Consider the following 17,136-nt stretch of genomic DNA (forward strand, 5'->3'; position numbering starts at 1 on the left):
AAAAACAGGAGAAAACCATGAAATTTCAAACCAATATTGGCGGTCTCGATAAAGGGATACGCATCGGCGTAGGGGCATTGCTGATCGTGCTTGCCCTCTTGGGCATTATCGGCTGGTGGGGCTGGCTGGGTATCATCCCGCTGGCAACCGCATTTGTGCGCTTCTGCCCGCTGTATGCGTTGTTTGGCATCAATACTTGCCCGCTCAAATCCCGAGATGAATAAGGACGTCGTCCTTTCGTCACCACAGCACGCCCTGTGGTGATTTTTTTGTCCGCTCGTCGCTGGGGCTGTTTGCATTTCAGCGGATAAGCCCCTCTCCCAGTGGGACTGGAACAGCTTGCGTAGCGACAAGTATTGCTTGCGCAGCAAGAGAGAGGGGTTGGGGTGAGGGCAGGGATAAACAAACTTCGCATGACAACATACGTTTTAGGATTACCTCGTTTTGAATAATGCCGTCGCTACGCGATTTTTCACACCCCCGCTCCGCGGGGGAGGGGGACTCAAATTGCAAACAGCCCCTAAGGGCGAGCAGGGCAGGGCGGCGGCGTGGCGGGAAGGTGAGGGTCATGCGGGTTAAGGCGACCAGATAGCATTCGCGCGGGACTGGCCCGCGCGAGTGGTTGTGGTGTTGGCAGGTTTAGAGTGCCATCACGCCTTCGATTTCGATCTGCACGTCACGCGGCAGGGCGCGTACGGCTATCGCGGCGCGTGCCGGGAAGGGCGCGGTGAAGTAGCGTTTCATGATTTCGTTTACTTCGGCGAAGCGCTCCATGTCGGTGAGGAAGATGTTGAGTTTGACGATGTTGCTGAAGTCGCCACCGGCAGCCTGGCAGACGGCGAGCAGGTTGGTGAAGACGCGCTCGACTTGTGCCGGGAAGTCGTGTTCGATTTCCATGGTTTCGGGGTTAAGCGGGATTTGGCCGGAGAGGAAGACGAGGTTGCCGGTGCGCACGGCTTGTGAGTACGGGCCGATGGCGGCGGGGGCTTTGTCTGAATGGATGACTTGTTTACTCATGGATTTTGGCTCCTTTCTACCCGGCGGATTTGGATGGTGTCTTCCAGCAGGCGCAACCGCCGGGTGAGTTGCGCCAGGTGTTCGCGGTCGCGCACTTCAACCCATACGGTGAGGATTCGCCGGTGAAGGTCGTGCGCGGCGTGGTTCATCTGGAAGTCGGTGATGTTGGCGTCGGCGTCGGCGATGTGGCTGGAGACGTCGGCGAGCAGGCGCGGGTGTTCGTAGGCTTCGATTTCCAGCGCCGCCGGAAAGAGGCCTTTGCGTTCTTGCGCCCAAGTGGCGCTGATCCATTCTTCGTTGCCGTCGATGCCGCGCAGCGGGCATTCTTGGCGGTGGATGTGGATGCCGATGCCCGGCACGATTTGTCCGATGATGGGTTCTTGCGGCAGCGGGTAGCAGCATTGGGCGAGGCTGATGCCGCTTTCAAAGGCGCTGTGTACTTCGAGTTGGCGGGTGGTGTCGTCGTCCTGGGCGGCGGGGATGGTTTCGCCGTGGCCTTCCAGCAGGGCGGTGGCGACGAGTGCCGCCTGGCGCAGTCCCTGGCCGATTTGGGTCAGGAGGCTTTCGCGGGTGAGCGCGCTTTCTTGCAGGTAGTGTTGCCAGCGTGTTTTGCCGACGCTGTCCAGGGTGTGTCCGTGACGGCGCAGGGCGTTGCCGAGCAGGCGTTGGCCAAGTGCCTGGGCGTCGCTGCGGGCGAGTTCTTTGAGGTATTTGTTGATGGCGCCGCGCGCTTTGGCGGTGACGACGAATTGTAGCCAGCCGGCGTGCGGGTGCGCGTCTTCGCTGGTGATGATTTCGACGGTTTGCGCCATTTCCAGCGGTTTGTAGATGGGGTAGGCGTGGCCGTTGACTTTGGCGCCGATGCAGTGGTTGCCGATTTTGGTGTGGATGGCGTAGGCGTAATCGACCGGCGTCGCGTGGCGCGGCAGGTCGATGACTTCGCCTTTCGGCGTGTAAACGTGCATGTCGCCGGAGACGATTTCTTTTTTGATGGTGTCGTAGAACTGGAGCGGGTCGTCGGTGTAGTTCTGCACTTCTTTCAGGCGCGACAGCCATTCGCGCAGGGTTTTTTCGGCTTCGATGCTGCTCGCCTCGATTTGCACGGCGCGCTGTTTGGCGTATTGGTGCCAGACGGAGATGATGCCCGCTTCGGCGAGTGTGTGCATGTCGCGCGTGCGGATTTGTACGTTGAGGACGATGCCGCCGGGCATGAGGACGCTGGTGTGCAGCGAGCGGTAGCCGTTGCTCTTCGGGGCGGCGATGTAGTCTTCAAATTTGCCGTGGATGGGGCGGTAGAGGCTGTGCAGGCTGCCGAGGACGCGGTAGCAGTTGTCTTCGTTGTCGGTGATGATGCGGATGGGGACGGTGCGGATGGCTTCTTCGAAGCTTTCTTTGCGCTCCATGCGTTGATAGACGCCCCAGAGGTGGCGCTGGCGTTTGTTGATGGAGGCTTTGATGCCGAGCGTTTGCAGGCGCGGTTGTAGTGCGGCGCGGACGCGGTCAAGGGTTTCGTTGCGGGCGAAGCGCTCCAGATAGCGCTTGCGCAGGACGGCGTAGCGCCAGGGATAAAGGTAGGAAAAGGCGAGGTCTTGCAGCTGGATGCTGAAGTAAAAGAGGCCGAGGCGGCTGGCGATGGGCGCGTACACGTCCAGCGTTTCCAGGGCGATGCGGCGCTGTTTGTCGCGGCGCAGCGCACCAAGGGTCTGCATATTGTGCAGGCGGTCGGCCAGTTTGATGATAAGGACGCGCGGGTCGTCGGCGGTCGCAAGGAACATCTTGCGGAAACTGTCGGCGACCGCCGCCTGCGGCGCTTTTTGTTTGAGGCGGTCGAGCTTGCTGACGCCATCAACGAGGCGGGTGACTTCTTCGCCAAATTCCGCCGCCATGTCGGTTTTTTTCAGGATGGTGTCTTCGAGGACGTCGTGCAGGAGTCCCGCTTGTAATACGGGCAGGTCAAAGCGCTGGCGGGCGAGGATGCGGCAGACGGCGATGGGGTGGACGAAGTAGGGTTCGCCGGATTGGCGCTGCTGTCCTTCGTGCGCTGCCGCGCCGTAGATGGCGCAGCGCAGCACTTTTTCCTGGTCTTCCGGGTCGAGGTATTTTTTGAGTTCGTCGGCGAGTTCGTTGTACGCCGCTTGCAGGGTGTTGGCGCCGCTGAAGACGGCGAAGGGTTGGTATTCGAGGGCAAGCGGCGCGGGGTGCATGGGTTATTCCGTCATGATTTCAGGGTCTTCTATTTCCGGTTCAACGACCAGTACCGGGATTTTGTCGTTCAGCAGGCCGGAAATGGTGGTTTTGTCTTCGGCGATTTCGCGCAGGGCGATGACGGTGGTTTTGTCGTTTTCGGGCAGTACCAGCGGCTGGTGGCCGTCGGCGATTTGTCGTGCGCGCTTGGAGGCGGCGAGGACGAGGCGGAAGCGGTTGTTTTCGTCTTTAAGGCAGTCTTCGATGGTAATGCGGGCCATGTGTTCTCCGTGATGATTTGGTTCGGTTTAAGGGAAGGGGATAAGCGGGCATTTTAGCAAATGTTCCCGTGGTTGCGGGCTTCGTTTGTGTTATGTCGGCGGGTGTTTTGCGTCGCGCTTTGTTTGATGCGGCGGCGCTTTTATTGCCGCATGAGCAGTATCAGCGGCGGAAGGGTGAAGATGAGGATGGGGAGTGCCGCGCCGAGCAGTGGCGGCCAGTGCAACAGCAGGGCAAGGTTGGCGATGACGCCGCTTATGACGTAGTAGGCGACGCCGAGCAGGATGCCGGTGACGAGGCGCGTGCCTTGTTGGCCGCTGCGCGCGTTGCCGAAGGTGAAGGGTAGGGCGAGCAGGACCATCGCTGCGGTGGTGAGCGGGGTGAGCAGGCGTTGCCAGAGTTTGAGGCTTTGTTGTTGGTGGTTGAGGCCGTTGGCCGCCATGAAGCGGGTCAGGGTGTAGAGTTCACGCAGGGTTTCGGCGGATTTGACGGCGGAGAGGGCGTGCAGCGCCTGCGGAGTTGCGCCGTTTTGCCAGCTCTCCGGCGCGGTCAGGCGTTCGGTTTTGTCGGCGCGGGTGCGCCAGGCGCGCGGGTTTTCCAGTTGCCAGTCGGGCGCCTGCCAGGTGGCGCGGTCGGCTTCGCTGATGGTGATGCTGTCGGCGTCGCTGTAATAGCTGCGGATGCGGGCAAGGCTGCCGTCCGGGTTGAGCGCGCCGATGTGGATGTGGGTGTTTTGTTGTTTGAGCCAGATGCCTTGTTCGCGGCCGGGGTCGCTGCTTTGGCCGAGCGCCTGGTTGCGCAGCAGGCGGCTGCGGTCGGCGAGTTGGGGGGCGAGGGTTTCGCCGTTCACGATGTTCAGCACGCCGACGATGAGCGCGAAGGCGATGCCGGCACGGGCAAGGCGCAGGCGCGAGATGCCGGCGGCGCGGACGACGGCGATTTCGTTCTGAGCGGCGAGTTGGCCGAGTCCCATGATGGTGCCGATGAGGACGGCAGCGGGGGTGTAGAGCAGCAGTTTTTCTGGCAGGACGAGGAGGAGTTGCAGGAGGAGGATGGCGAGGGTGTAGTTGCCCTGGCCGAGGTCGTCGGCATCGACGGAGATTTGTACGATGTAATCAACGGCGAGGAGGAAGGCGAGCGCGATGAGGCTGGTGGCGAGGATGGTGCGCAGCAGGTAGCGGTCAAAGCGGGTCATGCGCGCCCCCGGCTGCGTTGCCAGCAGATGAGGATGAGGGCGAGTACGGCGCCGTGCAGCCAGTAGCTGCCGGGCAGCGGCGGGATTTGTTGTTTGCGGATGGCGATGGTGATGAGGTCGAGCAGGTTGATGTAGAGGGCGAAGGCGATGAAGGCGGGGACGATTTTTTGGTAGCGTCCCTGGCGCGGCTGGCTGCGCGCGAGCAAGGGCAGGGCGAGGGCGTAGATGAACAGCGCAACGGCGGGGTTGCTGCGGCTTTGCCATTCGCTGAGGTGTTCGGGGCTGGTGCCGAGTTCGCTGGTAGGGAGGTTGCGCAGGCGGTTGTCGCTGCTGGCGGCGAGGGTGTTGGCGCCGGGCAGGCGCAGGTCGGCGTGTTGGTAGGTGAAGAGGGTGGTGTGCGCCGGGTCGTGGTCGGCGTTCCAGGCGAGGCGGCGGCCGTCGTGCAGCAGCAGGTGGCGCTGTTGTTCGTCGCCCTGCATTTCGCCGTTTGCGGCGAGGATGAGGCTGTGGCCGCCGTCGGGTTCGTCGCGGGCGATGAAGAAGTCGCGCAGTTGGCCGCCTTCGATGGATCCGGTGTGGACGATGGTGCCGTCGTCCAGGCGGCGGTAGGTGTTGGGGGTAAAGAGGATCATGCCCGCTTCTTGTTGTGCCTGTTGGCGCAGCGCTTCCTGGCCGCGATAGACGCGCGGCAGCACGCTCATGCTGAGCGTGAGCAAGAGCAGGCCGATGGGGATGGCGCAGGCGAGCAGGGCGCGGGTCTGGTGGCGCGGGGCGATGCCGCAGGCGAGCGCGGCGCTGATTTCGTGGTCGCGGTAGAGGCGACCGAGGGTCATGACGGCGGCGAGGACGAAGGCGAGCGGCATCAGGATGACGAGGAAGCGCACTGCTTGCAGGCCGATGAGCATCCATACGGCAGAGAGCGCCATGTTGCCGGCAGCGGCGGCGGCGAGCAGGGTGGAGAGGCGGAAACTCAGGAGGATTGCTAGCAATATCAGGTTGGTAGCGAGGAAGACGGCGAGGGTTTCGCGTATCAGGTAGCGGTAGAGGATGGGCATGGTCGGGGTGAGTTTGTGCTATGCTATCGCGCTTTGTCAGCGCCTGTTTCTGTTTGATTTATGAGGGCGCAGCTTAACTGATTGGAGTGTGGTTTATGAAATTTTCTTTGAAGGCTTGTTCGCCCGCTGAAGTCGCCGCCGATGTGGTCGCGGTATCGCTTGCCGCCGATGGCAGTTTTTCGCCCGCGCTCGCTGTTTTGGATGCGGCGGCGGACGGTTTTTTTGCGCAACAGGCGGAAAAGGGCAATTTGCCGCCCGGCAACGGTACGCTGCGTCTGTTTGTGGATGTGCCGGGCATTGCCGCGCGCCGTGTCGCCGTGGTGCGTCATGACGGCAGCGAGCGTGCGCTGGAGCGGGCAACGGCCGCGGTGCAGCAGTTGGCGGACGAGTCCGGTTGGGCGAAGGTCGCGCTGTTGCTTGGTGCGGGCGCGGGCAGTATTGCGCTGATGGCGCGCGCCGCCGCGCATGACGCCTACCGCTTTGACGCTTTCAAGAGTAACGCGGGCAAAGCGCGCAAGCATGAATGGATTTTCGTCTGCGACAAGGCGGAGAAGAAGGCAGCGCAGGTCGCGCTCGATTTGTCCCGCGCCTGGGCGGCGGGCAGTTATTTCACCCGCGATTTGGTCAATACGCCGCCGAATGTTTGCGTGCCCGCCTGGCTCGGCGAGCAGGCGAAAGCGATGGCCAAGGATTATGATGCGCTTACCGTCAAGGTGTTGAAGAAGAAGGATATCGAAGCGCTCGGCATGGGCGCGTTGCTTGGCGTGGCGCAGGGGAGCGTCAATGAGCCGCGCTTCATTATTTTTGAGTACCGCCCGGAAAACGCGCAGAACGCCAAACCGCTGGTGCTGGTCGGCAAGGGCGTTACCTTCGACACCGGCGGCATTTCCATCAAGCCCGCGGGCGCGATGGATGAGATGAAGGGCGACATGGGCGGCGCGGCGGCGGTGTTCGGCGCGGTGAAAGCGCTGTGCGAAGCGGAACTGCCGCTGTATGTGGTCGGCCTGGTCGCCTCGGTCGAAAACATGCCGGACGGCAACGCCATCCGCCCCGGCGATATTCTGAAAACGATGTCCGGCAAGACGGTCGAGGTGCTGAACACCGACGCCGAAGGCCGTCTCATCCTCTGCGACGCGCTCACTTACGCGACGCGCTATCAGCCGCAGGCGGTGATTGACATGGCGACGCTGACCGGGGCGATTGTCGTCGCCCTTGGCGGTGTGCGCAGTGGTCTGTTTAGCAATGACGACGCGCTCGCCGATGCCCTGCTGCGTGCTGGGGAAGCGGCACGCGACCCCGCCTGGCGCATGCCGCTTGATCCGGAATATCGCGAGATGCTGCGCAGTCCGTTCGCTGACATCCCCAATATCTCCGGCGTGCGCGATGCGGGCGCAGTGACCGCCGCCGCTTACCTCTCGGAATTTGTCGATTACCCCTGGGCGCATCTGGATATCGCCGGCAGCGCCTTCAAAAGCAGCGGGCCGAAGGGCGGCACCGGGCGGCCGGTCGGGCTGTTGCTCGAATACTTCCGCGCGCAGGTGGCTTGATGCTGCCAGCCGGGGCGCAGGAAAAACTGGAGCGCGGGCTGGATGCGCTGCCGTTCGCCGTTGATGCGGCGCAGCGGGCGCAGTTCGCCCGCTATCTCGACCTGCTCAACAAATGGAATCAGGTGCATAACCTCACCGCCGTGCGCGACGTGGAAGAACAGGTATCGCGCCATGTCCTCGATTGCCTCGCCGTGCTGCCTTATATAGAAGACGCGGCGACGCTCGCCGACATCGGCAGCGGTGCCGGGTTGCCCGCGCTGATGCTCGCTATCATGCGCTCGCAACTGGCAGTCACCGCGCTGGAAAGCAACGGCAAAAAAGCAGCGTTCATCCGCGAAGCGGTGCGCGTGTTGGCGCTCGCCAACGTGCAAGTCGTAGCGCAGCGGGTGGAAGACTGGCAGGCGCCGCCACAAGCGGTCATCATCAGCCGCGCGCTTGCTGCCGCCGACCGCTTTATTGCCTTGACCGCTCATTTGGGCGACGCCAACAGCCGTTGGTTGCTGATGAAAGGACGCGAGGCGGAGATGCTGACCGTCCCTGGTTTCGCCATCCATGCGGTTTATCCGCTCACCGTGCCGCTGCTGGATGGCGAACGCACCCTGCTGGACATCCGCCGGGAGCGCGCATGAGCCACATCATCGCCATCACCAACCAGAAAGGCGGCGTCGGCAAAACCACCACCGCCGTCAGCCTCGCCGCCGTCCTTGCAGAAAGCGGTGCCGACGTGCTGCTGATAGACATGGACCCGCAAGCAAATGCGACCGTCGCCTGCGGGGTGGAGCGGCGTAGCGTCGAACACGGCGTGATGGACGTCATGCTCGGTACGCGCAGCGTTGAAGATACCTGTATCTATTGCGAAAACTCGCACATCTGGCTGATGCCCGCCAATGCCGACCTCACCGGCTCGGACGAAGCACTCTTTCAGGAAAATATGCGCCACGCGCTCCTGAAAAGACACATCCACGGCTGGGCGGAGCGCTTCGACTGGGTGCTGATTGACTGTCCGCCAACGCTCAACCTGCTTACCGTTAATGCGCTGGTTGCCGCCAACTACGTCCTCGTGCCGATCCAGTGCGAATACTTCGCCCTCGAAGGCGTCAGCGCCCTGCTCGATACCGTCGGCCAACTGCGCCAGACGGTAAATCCCGACCTGCGCGTCGCCGGCTTCATCCGCACCATGTTCGACAACCGCTCGCGCCTCACCCGCGAAGTCTCGGACAGCCTGGAAGCCTATCTAAAAGGGATGCTGTTCACCACCGTCGTGCCGCGCAACGTCCGCCTCGCCGAAGCGCCGAGCTACGGCCTGCCCATCGTCCAGTACGACAGCACCGCCAAAGGCGCTGTCGCCTACCGCGAAATCGCCGCAGAGCTGAAACAGCGACTGGGGCAATAAACAAGGAGAGACCAACATGCTGAAAACCAAACGCGGCGGCCTCGGACGCGGCTTCGAGTCCCTGCTCGGCGAAGCGGCGCGCGACGTCATCGCCCAACCCGAATTTGAAGCGCTCAAACAAATTGACGCCGCAAAAATCCGCCCCGGCATCTACCAGCCACGCAAAGTCTTCCACGACGACACCCTGCAAGAGCTGGCGCAGTCCATCGCCGAACACGGCATCCTGCAACCACTGGTCGTCCGCCCGATTGCCGACGGTCAATACGAAATCATCGCCGGCGAACGCCGCTTCCGCGCCAGCCAAATTGCGGGGCTGACGAAAATCCCCTGTGTCGTCAAAAATTACAACGACCAGCAGGCGCTCGCCGTCGCCCTCATCGAAAACCTGCAACGTAGCGACCTTAACATCCTCGAAATCGCCAGCGCCCTGCAACAACTGGTACAAGACTTCAACCTCACCCACGAAAAAGCAGCACAACTCGTCGGCCGCTCGCGCTCGTCTGTCACCAACATCCTGCGCCTGCTCGAACTGAGCCAGCCGGTGAAAGACGCGCTCTACAGCGGTGAAATCGAAATGGGGCACGCGCGCGCCATGCTGACCTTGAGCGAAAGCCAACAAAAAATGCTGCTCGCCGAAACACTAGCGCGCAAATACAGCGTGCGCCAAATCGAGGCGCGGGTAAAACAACTGCAAACCACGCCCGACCTGCCGCCGTTACCCAAACCGCGCGACGTCAATATCTACGCGCTGGAAGAGCGCCTCGGCAACTACCTCGGCTACCCCGTCGCCATCCGCGACAACGGCAAAGGGCGGGGCAGGGTGGTACTCAAATACAACAGCCTCGACGAACTGGACGGCATCCTCGCCAAATGGGGCTTTGACGCCGCCGAATAAACGCGGCGTCACGGCCAAATTCACCAAAAGAAACGACAATTTTGGCGAAATTACCGGAAGATGGATTTTTATTGACCCTCTCCGGCATAGCTCTTATAATCCGCGCACCACTGATGAAGGCAACCCTGAAATATCTGCTGAAAACACAAAGCGTTATCCTGATGATTCTGATGCTTTGCGTACTGGTAAGCCCGTGGCGACACGCCAGTCTCTCCGTCCTGATTGGCGGATTGCTTTGCCTGCTGACCACGGTGGCGGCATTACTGATATTCAGGCGATTACCGCAAGTATTACCGGCCAGACAGTTCGTCCGCGCGGTACTGCTCGCCGAAACACTAAAATGGCTGATAGTGGTCATTCTGGGGGCATGGCTGGTCCAGCACGGACAAGCGATCGCTATCCTGACTGGCTTCGCGGTAACTTACAGCGCCTATTTCTGGGCAATCTTGAAACACTAAGAGGAACGTATGGCAGAACAAAGCGCAGCAGAAATCATCAGCCATCACATGACCAACCTCAGCGTTGGCGAAGGCTTCTGGTCCCTGCATATCGATACCCTGTTCTTCTCCATCCTGCTTGGCGGACTGTTTTGCTGGTGGATGCGCAAAATGGGACAGCGCGCCCTGCAACACCTCGAAAACAACGAACCACCGGCGTTCGCGGTCAACGTCGCCGAAATGATCTTTGACTTCGTCGATGGCGTCGTCAAAGACTTCTTCGGCACCTCGCGCGCCGACATAGGCTCGCTCGCCTTCACCATCTTCTGCTGGGTACTGCTCTGGAACGTCATGGACATGGTTCCGGTGGATTTCCTCCCCGGCGTCGCTGCCCAGTTCGGTATCCACCATCTGAAAATCGTCCCTTCTACAGACGCTAACGCCACCTTTGCGCTTTCCATCACCGTCGTCGTTCTGACCTACATCTACCTCTTCAAAAATCACGGCTCCTTCGGTTTCGTCAAGGCGCTGGGCGGGCATCCCTTTGAGGCGAACAGCCTCGCTGGCAAACTGTTGCTTTATCCCATCAACCTTGCCCTGAAAATCGTTGAAGACTTCGCCAAAATGATTTCGCTCTCGTTGCGGCTATTCGGCAACCTGTTCGCCGGTGAGCTCGTCTTCATCCTGATTGCTTTCCTGCCGTGGTTCATCCAGTTCGTCCCCGGTGGCGTCTGGGCTATCTTCCACATTCTGATCGTCTCACTTCAGGCGTACATCGCCATGGTGCTTTCCGTCGTCTATCTCTCGATGACCGAGCCGCACCACTGACTTTCCCGTTTTCTTTCCGCTTTTTCCGTTGCTTAATTAACTTTGGAGGTTCCCATGGAAAAAATCGCAGCCATTGCCCAACTGCAAGGCTCTACCGCAATCGCAGCCGCGATCATCCTCAGTCTTGCCGCGCTGGGCACCGCGCTCGGTTTTGGCATACTTGGCGGCAAATACATTGAAAGCAGCGCCCGCCAGCCGGAAATGATGAACCCGCTGCAAGGCAAATTCTTCATCATCGCGGGCCTGTTGGACGCCGTTGCGATGATCGGCGTGGTCGTTGCCCTCATCCTTGTCTTTGGTAACCCGCTCTTGGGGGCGCTGAACGGCTAAGCACGGCGACCCGCCGGAAGGTGTCACTATGAATCTCAATCTGACGCTGATTGGCCAGATCGGAACATTTCTCGTCCTGTGGTGGTTTACCCACAAATACATCTGGCCGCTCTTCTCCAAAGTGGCAGAAGCGCGCCGCCAGAAAATTGCCGAAGGGCTGAGCATGGCAGATAAAGCCAAGCACAGCATCGCTGACGCCCAGGAAGAATCCGCCCGCCTCATCGCGCAAGCGAAAACACAGGCGACTGAAATCGTCGGTCGTGCGCAAAAACAGGCCGAACAATTGGTCGTGGATGCGCGTAGCGAGGCGAAAACCGCCGGTGAACGTGAAATTGCCGCGGTACGCGACAACTTCGAGCAGGAAAAACGCAAAGCGCGCGAAACCCTGCGCAGCCAGATCGCGGATCTGGTCGTTCAGGGCGCGGAAAAAGTCATTGGCCGCGAAGTCAAGGCCGATGACCACAAACGCCTGCTGAACGAACTGAGCGAGAAACTATAAAACCATGGCCGAGTCAAAAACCATCGCCCGTCCCTATGCCAGAGCCATTCTCGCCAATGCGACAGATGGCAAGGCGCAGCAACACTGGCAGCAGTTCCTGCATACCGCCAAAGCGGTCATGCAGGCGTCGGAAGTCCCGGAACACCTCGCGCTGCCAGGCTTCTTGGCACAACTGCAAAACTGGCTGGAACAGCTGCTGAAAAAACAGCGCAAGCAGGGCATCAGCGGCGAAGAACACAACTTGCTGCGCCTTCTGGAAGAACACGACCGTATCGCAGTATTGCCGGAAATCGCCGACGTCTATGACGAGCTGCTTTACGCGCAAAGCGATACCTGTATGGTGCGCGTAACGAGCGCCAAGCCACTTTCGTCTGACGACGAAGCGCTGCTGCGCAGCCTGATGCAGAAAAAAACCGGACGCGAAGTCGTGCTGGAAATCCATGAAGACCCTGCATTGCTTGCCGGAGTGGTGCTGGAATACGACGGGCTGGTCATTGACCAGACGCTGAAGGGCAGAATCGCCGAATTCGCCCAGAAACTCGATGACTAAGGGAAACGAATCATGCAACTCAATCCTGCTGAAATCAGCGGCTTTATCCAAGAAAAAATAGCCGACTACGACAACAAAGTCGAAAGCAAAGCCGAAGGCACGATTATCAGCCTTTATGACGGTGTCGCCCGCGTCCAGGGATTGCGGCAGGCGATGCTTGGGGAAATGATTGCCTTCCCCGGCGGCGTTTACGGCCTTGCGCTCAACCTGGAACGCGATAGCGTGGGCGTCGTTATCCTCGGCGAATATGACCACCTCTCTGAAGGCGACAAAGTCACCTGTACCGGACGCATCCTCGAAGTGCCGGTCGGGCGCGAATTGCTGGGTCGTGTTGTCAATGCCCTCGGACAGCCCATTGACGGCAAGGGCGACATCAAAACCAGTGAAAGCTCGCCCATCGAAAAAATCGCGCCCGGCGTTATCGAACGCCAATCCGTTGACCAACCGCTGCAAACCGGCCTTAAATCCATCGATTCGATGGTGCCGATTGGTCGCGGTCAGCGTGAGCTGATTATCGGCGACCGTCAAACCGGAAAAACTGCCATTGCGGTGGATGCCATCATTAACCAGCGCGATACCGGGGTGAAATGCATCTACGTCGCCATCGGACAGAAGGCCTCCTCCATCGCCGCCGTCGTGCGTAAACTGGAAGAGCATGACGCCCTCAAGCACACCATTATCGTTGCCGCAACCGCTTCCGATTCTGCGGCGATGCAATACATTGCGCCCTACGCCGGTTGTGCCATGGGCGAATACTTCCGCGACCGCGGTGAAGACGCGCTCATCGTCTATGACGATCTCACCAAACAGGCGTGGGCTTACCGCCAAGTCTCGCTGCTGCTGAAACGTCCGCCGGGTCGTGAAGCCTATCCAGGCGACGTCTTCTACCTGCACTCCCGTTTGCTGGAACGCGCTTCCCGCATCAATGCGGACGAAGTAGAGCGCCTCACCAAAGGTGCGGTCAAGGGCAAAACCGGCTCGCTCACCGCGCTGCCGATTATCGAAACCCAAGCGGGCGACGTTTCCGCATTCGTTCCGACCAACGTTATCTCCATCACCGACGGTCAGATCTTCCTTGAAACCGACCTCTTTAACGCGGGTATCCGCCCGGCAATCAACGCCGGTCTCTCTGTTTCGCGCGTCGGTGGTGCGGCACAAACCAAAGTTATCAAAAAACTCGGTGGCGGCGTGCGTCTCGCACTTGCGCAATATCGTGAGCTAGCGGCATTTGCCCAGTTCGCTTCTGACCTTGACGAAGCCACACGCAAACAGTTGGAGCGCGGTCAGCGCGTGACGGAACTGATGAAGCAGCGTCAATTTGCGCCGATGAGCGTCGCGGAAATGGCCGTTTCACTCTTTGCCGCAGAAAATGGTTATCTCGATGAAATTCCGGTCGAAAAAATCCAGGCTTACGAACATGCGTTGATGCAATACATGCATAGCGACCATCAAGAACTGTTGGACAAAGTGAACGAACGTGGCGCCTATGACGACGAAGTTCAACAAGGATTCACCGCCGCCCTGACCGCCTTCAAAGACAAAGGCGCTTGGTGAGGAATCCGCCATGTCTAATGCCAAAGACATACGCTCGCAGATAAAAAGCATCAAAAGCACGCAAAAAATCACCAAAGCCATGCAGATGGTGGCGGCTTCCAAAATGCGGCGCTCGCAAGATGCCATGCAAGAAGGGCGACCCTATGTGGAAAACATCCTGCGCGTCATTGCCCACTTGCTCAAGGCACACGGTGAAGTAGCGCATCCGTTTTTTAGCGAGAGCGACAAGCCGGTGAAGAAAGTCGGCTATATCGTCGTCAGCACCGACCGCGGCCTGTGCGGTGGATTGAACATAAACCTGTTCAAAAAGCTGCTGGCACATGTTGAAGAACAGTGTCAGCACGAGCGCGAACTGCAATTTAGTGTCTTCGGCCGCAAAGGCATCGCCTTCGTCAACCGCATCAACGGCAATATCATCACCACCGTTGATGCTTACGGCGACAATCCGGCGTTGCGCGACCTCATCGGTGGTATCAGCGCGATGATTGATGCCTACCGCAACGGTGAATTGGATCGGGTCTATCTCGTGGGTAACCGCTTCGTCAATACCATGACACAAGAGCCGATGATTATGCAGTTCTTACCTGCGACCATCATCAGCGACGATCACTACGCACCGGAATATTCCTGGGCATACGATTACGAACCCGACGCCGAGCAAATCCTCGACAAACTCGCGGTGCGCTATCTTGAATCAGTGGTCAAACAGGCGGTTGCGGAAAACATCGCCTGCGAAATGTCGGCGCGGATGATCGCCATGAAAAACGCATCGGACAATGCCGCCAATCTCATTGGCGAGCTCGAATTGCAATACAACAAAGCCCGTCAGGCCGCGATTACGCAGGAGCTGACGGAGATCGTCAGCGGCGCTGCAGCCGTGTGAATGAACGGATTGAATTAAAAAGAGGTAAAGATGAGTACCGGTAAAATAGTTCAGGTCATCGGCGCGGTCGTCGATATCGAATTCCCCGAAGACGCAGTGCCGAAAATCAATGACGCGCTGATTGCCGAACAAGGCGATACCGTCTTTGAAGTACAGCAACAATTGGGCGACGGCGTTGTGCGCACCATCACCATGGGTTCCTCCGAGGGCTTGGTTCGCGGCATGGAAGTCAAAAACACCGGCGAGCCGATTACCGTGCCGGTGGGCAAGGCGACGCTTGGCCGCATCATGAACGTACTCGGCAAAGAAATCGATCACGGTCCGAAAATCGAAGCCGAAGCCTACTGGGGCATTCACCGCAAAGCCCCCGCTTACGACGAGCTGGCGAACTCCACCGAACTGTTGGAAACCGGCATCAAGGTTATTGACTTGCTTTGCCCGTTCGCCAAAGGCGGTAAAGTCGGTCTCTTCGGCGGTGCCGGTGTGGGCAAAACCGTCAACATGATGGAGCTCATCCGTAACATCGCGATTGAGCACAGCGGTTACTCCGTTTTTGCCGGGGTTGGCGAACGGACGCGCGAAGGTAACGACTTCTACTACGAAATGAAAGAGTCCAACGTCCTCGACAAAGTGTCGCTGGTCTATGGACAAATGAACGAACCGGCGGGTAACCGCTTCCGCGTCGCCCTGACCGGTCTCACCATGGCGGAATACTTCCGTGACGAAGGCCGTGACGTCCTCTTCTTCGTTGACAATATCTACCGCTATACCCTGGCCGGTACCGAAGTATCGGCGCTCTTGGGGCGGATGCCGTCAGCGGTGGGCTACCAGCCGACACTCGCCGAAGAAATGGGCAAACTGCAAGAACGTATCACTTCAACCAAAACCGGCTCCATCACCTCCATTCAGGCGGTGTACGTACCGGCGGACGACTTGACCGACCCCTCACCGGCGACCACCTTCGCCCACTTGGATGCCACCGTCGTACTTTCCCGCCAGATTGCCGAGCTTGGCATCTATCCTGCGGTTGATCCGCTGGATTCCACTTCGCGCCAGCTTGACCCGCTGGTTATCGGTGATGAACACTACGAAACCGCGCGCCGCGTGCAAGGCGTGTTGCAGCGCTACAAAGAACTGCGCGACATCATCGCCATCCTCGGTATGGACGAACTCTCCGAAGAAGACAAACAAGTGGTGTACCGCGCGCGTAAAATCCAGCGCTTCCTCTCGCAACCCTTCTTCGTTGCCGAAGTCTTTACTGGTTCACCCGGCAAATACGTGCCGCTCAAAGAAACCATCCGTGGCTTCAAGGGCATCGTTGATGGCGAGTACGACCACATCCCGGAGCAGGCCTTCTACATGGTCGGCACCATCGACGAAGTGCTGGCAAAAGCCGAAACCGTCAAATAAACCCGCAGGGGACACACGATGGCGAAAACCTTTCACGTCAACATGGTCAGCGCCGACCGCCAACTCTATTGCGGCGAGGCGGAGCGTATCGTCGCCACCGCCGACCACGGCGAACTGGGCATCCTCGCGGGACACGCCCCGCTGCTGGCCGTCCTCAAGGCAGGACAAGTGCGCCTGACGCAAGAAGGCGGCAAAGAAGAAGTCATCTACATCTCTGGCGGCTTCATCGAAGTGCAGCACGAGCAGACCATCATCCTCGCCGATGATGCCGAACGCGCCGAACACCTCGACGAAGAACGGGTACGCGAAGCGCGCCGCCGCGCCGAGGATAAAATGCGCGACAAGGCCAGTACCAAGCTGGAACTGGCGCGCGCGCAGGCAGAGTTGGCGCAAACGATGGCGCAACTTGCCGCTATCCGCCGTGCCAAAAATTAAGCGACTGACCACCATCCTCACGGTGCTGCTCTGCCTACTAGCGAGCAGCACCGTTTCTTATGGAGAAAACGCAGCATCTCCGACTATCACCGCCCAAGAACGTGCGGTGCTTTTGGAAAGAACAAATCACCTGCACGAAGTCACACCGAGCCTGTATCGCAGTGAACAACTGGATCAAGACGATACTGCCTTGTTACAGGCGCTGAACATCCGCACCATCATCAACCTGCGCTACTTCAATCGCGGCGATGACCACCGCAATTTCGGCCATACCGGCATCCGCATCATCAACATCCCGCTGCTGACTTGGAACATTAAGGCTGAAGAAATGGCGCAAGTACTGTACACCATCGAACAGAGCGAAAAATACGGCAACGTACTGGTGCATTGCTACCACGGCGAAGACCGCACTGGCCTGACTATCGGCCTCTACCGCATCCTTTACCAGAACTGGAACACCGCAGACGCAGAAGCGGAAATGCGTCGCTATGGCTACAACCGCATCTGGCGCAATATCCCCCGCTTCTACAAACCGAAAAAACTCACCGCCGTACGCCGCGCTCTGGAAGAGCTACGCCGTAGCGACGACTCATCAGTTGCACACACGGCAAGCACAACATCCGGCGAATCTGCCAGATAGAAACT

General features: G+C 59.4%; 20 protein-coding genes. 15 read left to right on the forward strand and 5 right to left on the reverse strand.

Annotated features, from left to right (window positions below):
• Positions 1–17 precede the first annotated feature (17 nt).
• Positions 18–224 carry a YgaP family membrane protein gene (locus EL199_RS06400; RefSeq protein ID WP_004139856.1) on the forward strand — a complete coding sequence of 69 codons (207 nt, stop codon included), beginning with the start codon at positions 18–20 and terminating at the stop codon, positions 222–224.
• Positions 225–639: 415 nt separating this feature from the next.
• Here the strand turns inward: EL199_RS06400 and EL199_RS06405 are convergent, their stop codons facing one another.
• The 5 genes from EL199_RS06405 to lptF form a co-directional block, all read right to left on the reverse strand.
• Positions 640–1,017 carry a RidA family protein gene (locus EL199_RS06405; protein ID WP_004139858.1) on the reverse strand — a complete coding sequence of 126 codons (378 nt, stop codon included), beginning with the start codon at positions 1,015–1,017 and terminating at the stop codon, positions 640–642.
• Positions 1,014–3,221 carry a RelA/SpoT family protein gene (locus EL199_RS06410; protein ID WP_004139860.1) on the reverse strand — a complete coding sequence of 736 codons (2,208 nt, stop codon included), beginning with the start codon at positions 3,219–3,221 and terminating at the stop codon, positions 1,014–1,016. Before EL199_RS06410 ends, EL199_RS06405 begins: the two co-directional genes overlap by 4 nt.
• A 3-nt stretch (positions 3,222–3,224) precedes the next feature.
• Entirely contained in the window at positions 3,225–3,482 is a 258-nt protein-coding gene (gene rpoZ / locus EL199_RS06415; RefSeq protein WP_004139863.1) for a DNA-directed RNA polymerase subunit omega, read from the reverse strand.
• Between the two features lie 140 nt (positions 3,483–3,622).
• Entirely contained in the window at positions 3,623–4,675 is a 1,053-nt protein-coding gene (gene lptG, locus EL199_RS06420) for an LPS export ABC transporter permease LptG (protein WP_004139865.1), read from the reverse strand.
• On the reverse strand, positions 4,672–5,730 hold the full coding sequence (gene lptF, locus EL199_RS06425) for an LPS export ABC transporter permease LptF (protein ID WP_004139866.1): 1,059 nt from the start codon (positions 5,728–5,730) through the stop codon (positions 4,672–4,674). Before lptF ends, lptG begins: the two co-directional genes overlap by 4 nt.
• Before the next feature lie 95 nt (positions 5,731–5,825).
• Here lptF and EL199_RS06430 point away from each other — a divergent pair, with 95 nt between their 5' ends.
• Genes EL199_RS06430 through EL199_RS06495 form a run of 14 tightly spaced genes read left to right on the forward strand, consistent with a single transcriptional unit; the run spans position 5,826 to position 17,131 of the window.
• Entirely contained in the window at positions 5,826–7,277 is a 1,452-nt protein-coding gene (locus tag EL199_RS06430; RefSeq protein WP_004139868.1) for a leucyl aminopeptidase, read from the forward strand.
• A complete protein-coding gene (gene rsmG / locus EL199_RS06435; protein ID WP_004139869.1) occupies positions 7,277–7,906 on the forward strand; it encodes a 16S rRNA (guanine(527)-N(7))-methyltransferase RsmG in 630 nt (209 codons plus the stop codon). The genes EL199_RS06430 and rsmG overlap by 1 nt, the downstream gene beginning before the upstream one ends.
• The gene (locus EL199_RS06440; protein WP_004139870.1) at positions 7,903–8,670 is read left to right on the forward strand and encodes a ParA family protein; all 768 of its coding nucleotides are present in this window, start codon (positions 7,903–7,905) and stop codon (positions 8,668–8,670) included. Before rsmG ends, EL199_RS06440 begins: the two co-directional genes overlap by 4 nt.
• A gap of 16 nt (positions 8,671–8,686) precedes the next feature.
• Positions 8,687–9,565, forward strand: coding sequence for a ParB/RepB/Spo0J family partition protein (locus EL199_RS06445; protein ID WP_004139871.1), 879 nt, complete (start codon positions 8,687–8,689; stop codon positions 9,563–9,565).
• Positions 9,566–9,606: 41 nt separating this feature from the next.
• A complete protein-coding gene (locus tag EL199_RS06450) occupies positions 9,607–10,023 on the forward strand; it encodes an ATP synthase subunit I (RefSeq protein WP_232008361.1) in 417 nt (138 codons plus the stop codon).
• Between the two features lie 9 nt (positions 10,024–10,032).
• A complete protein-coding gene (atpB, locus tag EL199_RS06455; protein WP_004139873.1) occupies positions 10,033–10,830 on the forward strand; it encodes a F0F1 ATP synthase subunit A in 798 nt (265 codons plus the stop codon).
• A gap of 54 nt (positions 10,831–10,884) precedes the next feature.
• A complete protein-coding gene (gene atpE, locus EL199_RS06460) occupies positions 10,885–11,160 on the forward strand; it encodes a F0F1 ATP synthase subunit C (RefSeq protein ID WP_004139874.1) in 276 nt (91 codons plus the stop codon).
• A gap of 28 nt (positions 11,161–11,188) precedes the next feature.
• A complete protein-coding gene (locus tag EL199_RS06465) occupies positions 11,189–11,659 on the forward strand; it encodes a F0F1 ATP synthase subunit B (RefSeq protein WP_004139876.1) in 471 nt (156 codons plus the stop codon).
• A 4-nt stretch (positions 11,660–11,663) separates the two neighbouring features.
• Positions 11,664–12,209, forward strand: coding sequence for a F0F1 ATP synthase subunit delta (locus tag EL199_RS06470; RefSeq protein WP_004139878.1), 546 nt, complete (start codon positions 11,664–11,666; stop codon positions 12,207–12,209).
• 12 nt (positions 12,210–12,221) lie between these two features.
• Complete coding sequence (atpA, locus tag EL199_RS06475; RefSeq protein WP_004139880.1) at positions 12,222–13,763, forward strand: F0F1 ATP synthase subunit alpha; 1,542 nt, start codon at positions 12,222–12,224, stop codon at positions 13,761–13,763.
• A gap of 10 nt (positions 13,764–13,773) precedes the next feature.
• On the forward strand, positions 13,774–14,646 hold the full coding sequence (atpG, locus tag EL199_RS06480; RefSeq protein WP_004139882.1) for a F0F1 ATP synthase subunit gamma: 873 nt from the start codon (positions 13,774–13,776) through the stop codon (positions 14,644–14,646).
• 30 nt (positions 14,647–14,676) lie between these two features.
• A complete protein-coding gene (gene atpD / locus EL199_RS06485; RefSeq protein WP_004139885.1) occupies positions 14,677–16,056 on the forward strand; it encodes a F0F1 ATP synthase subunit beta in 1,380 nt (459 codons plus the stop codon).
• Between the two features lie 18 nt (positions 16,057–16,074).
• A complete protein-coding gene (locus EL199_RS06490; protein ID WP_004139887.1) occupies positions 16,075–16,491 on the forward strand; it encodes a F0F1 ATP synthase subunit epsilon in 417 nt (138 codons plus the stop codon).
• The gene (locus EL199_RS06495) at positions 16,478–17,131 is read left to right on the forward strand and encodes a tyrosine-protein phosphatase (protein ID WP_081447797.1); all 654 of its coding nucleotides are present in this window, start codon (positions 16,478–16,480) and stop codon (positions 17,129–17,131) included. The genes EL199_RS06490 and EL199_RS06495 overlap by 14 nt, the downstream gene beginning before the upstream one ends.
• Positions 17,132–17,136 lie beyond the last annotated feature (5 nt).

This window comes from Cardiobacterium hominis (genome assembly GCF_900637305.1).
Lineage (GTDB): Bacteria > Pseudomonadota > Gammaproteobacteria > Cardiobacteriales > Cardiobacteriaceae > Cardiobacterium > Cardiobacterium hominis.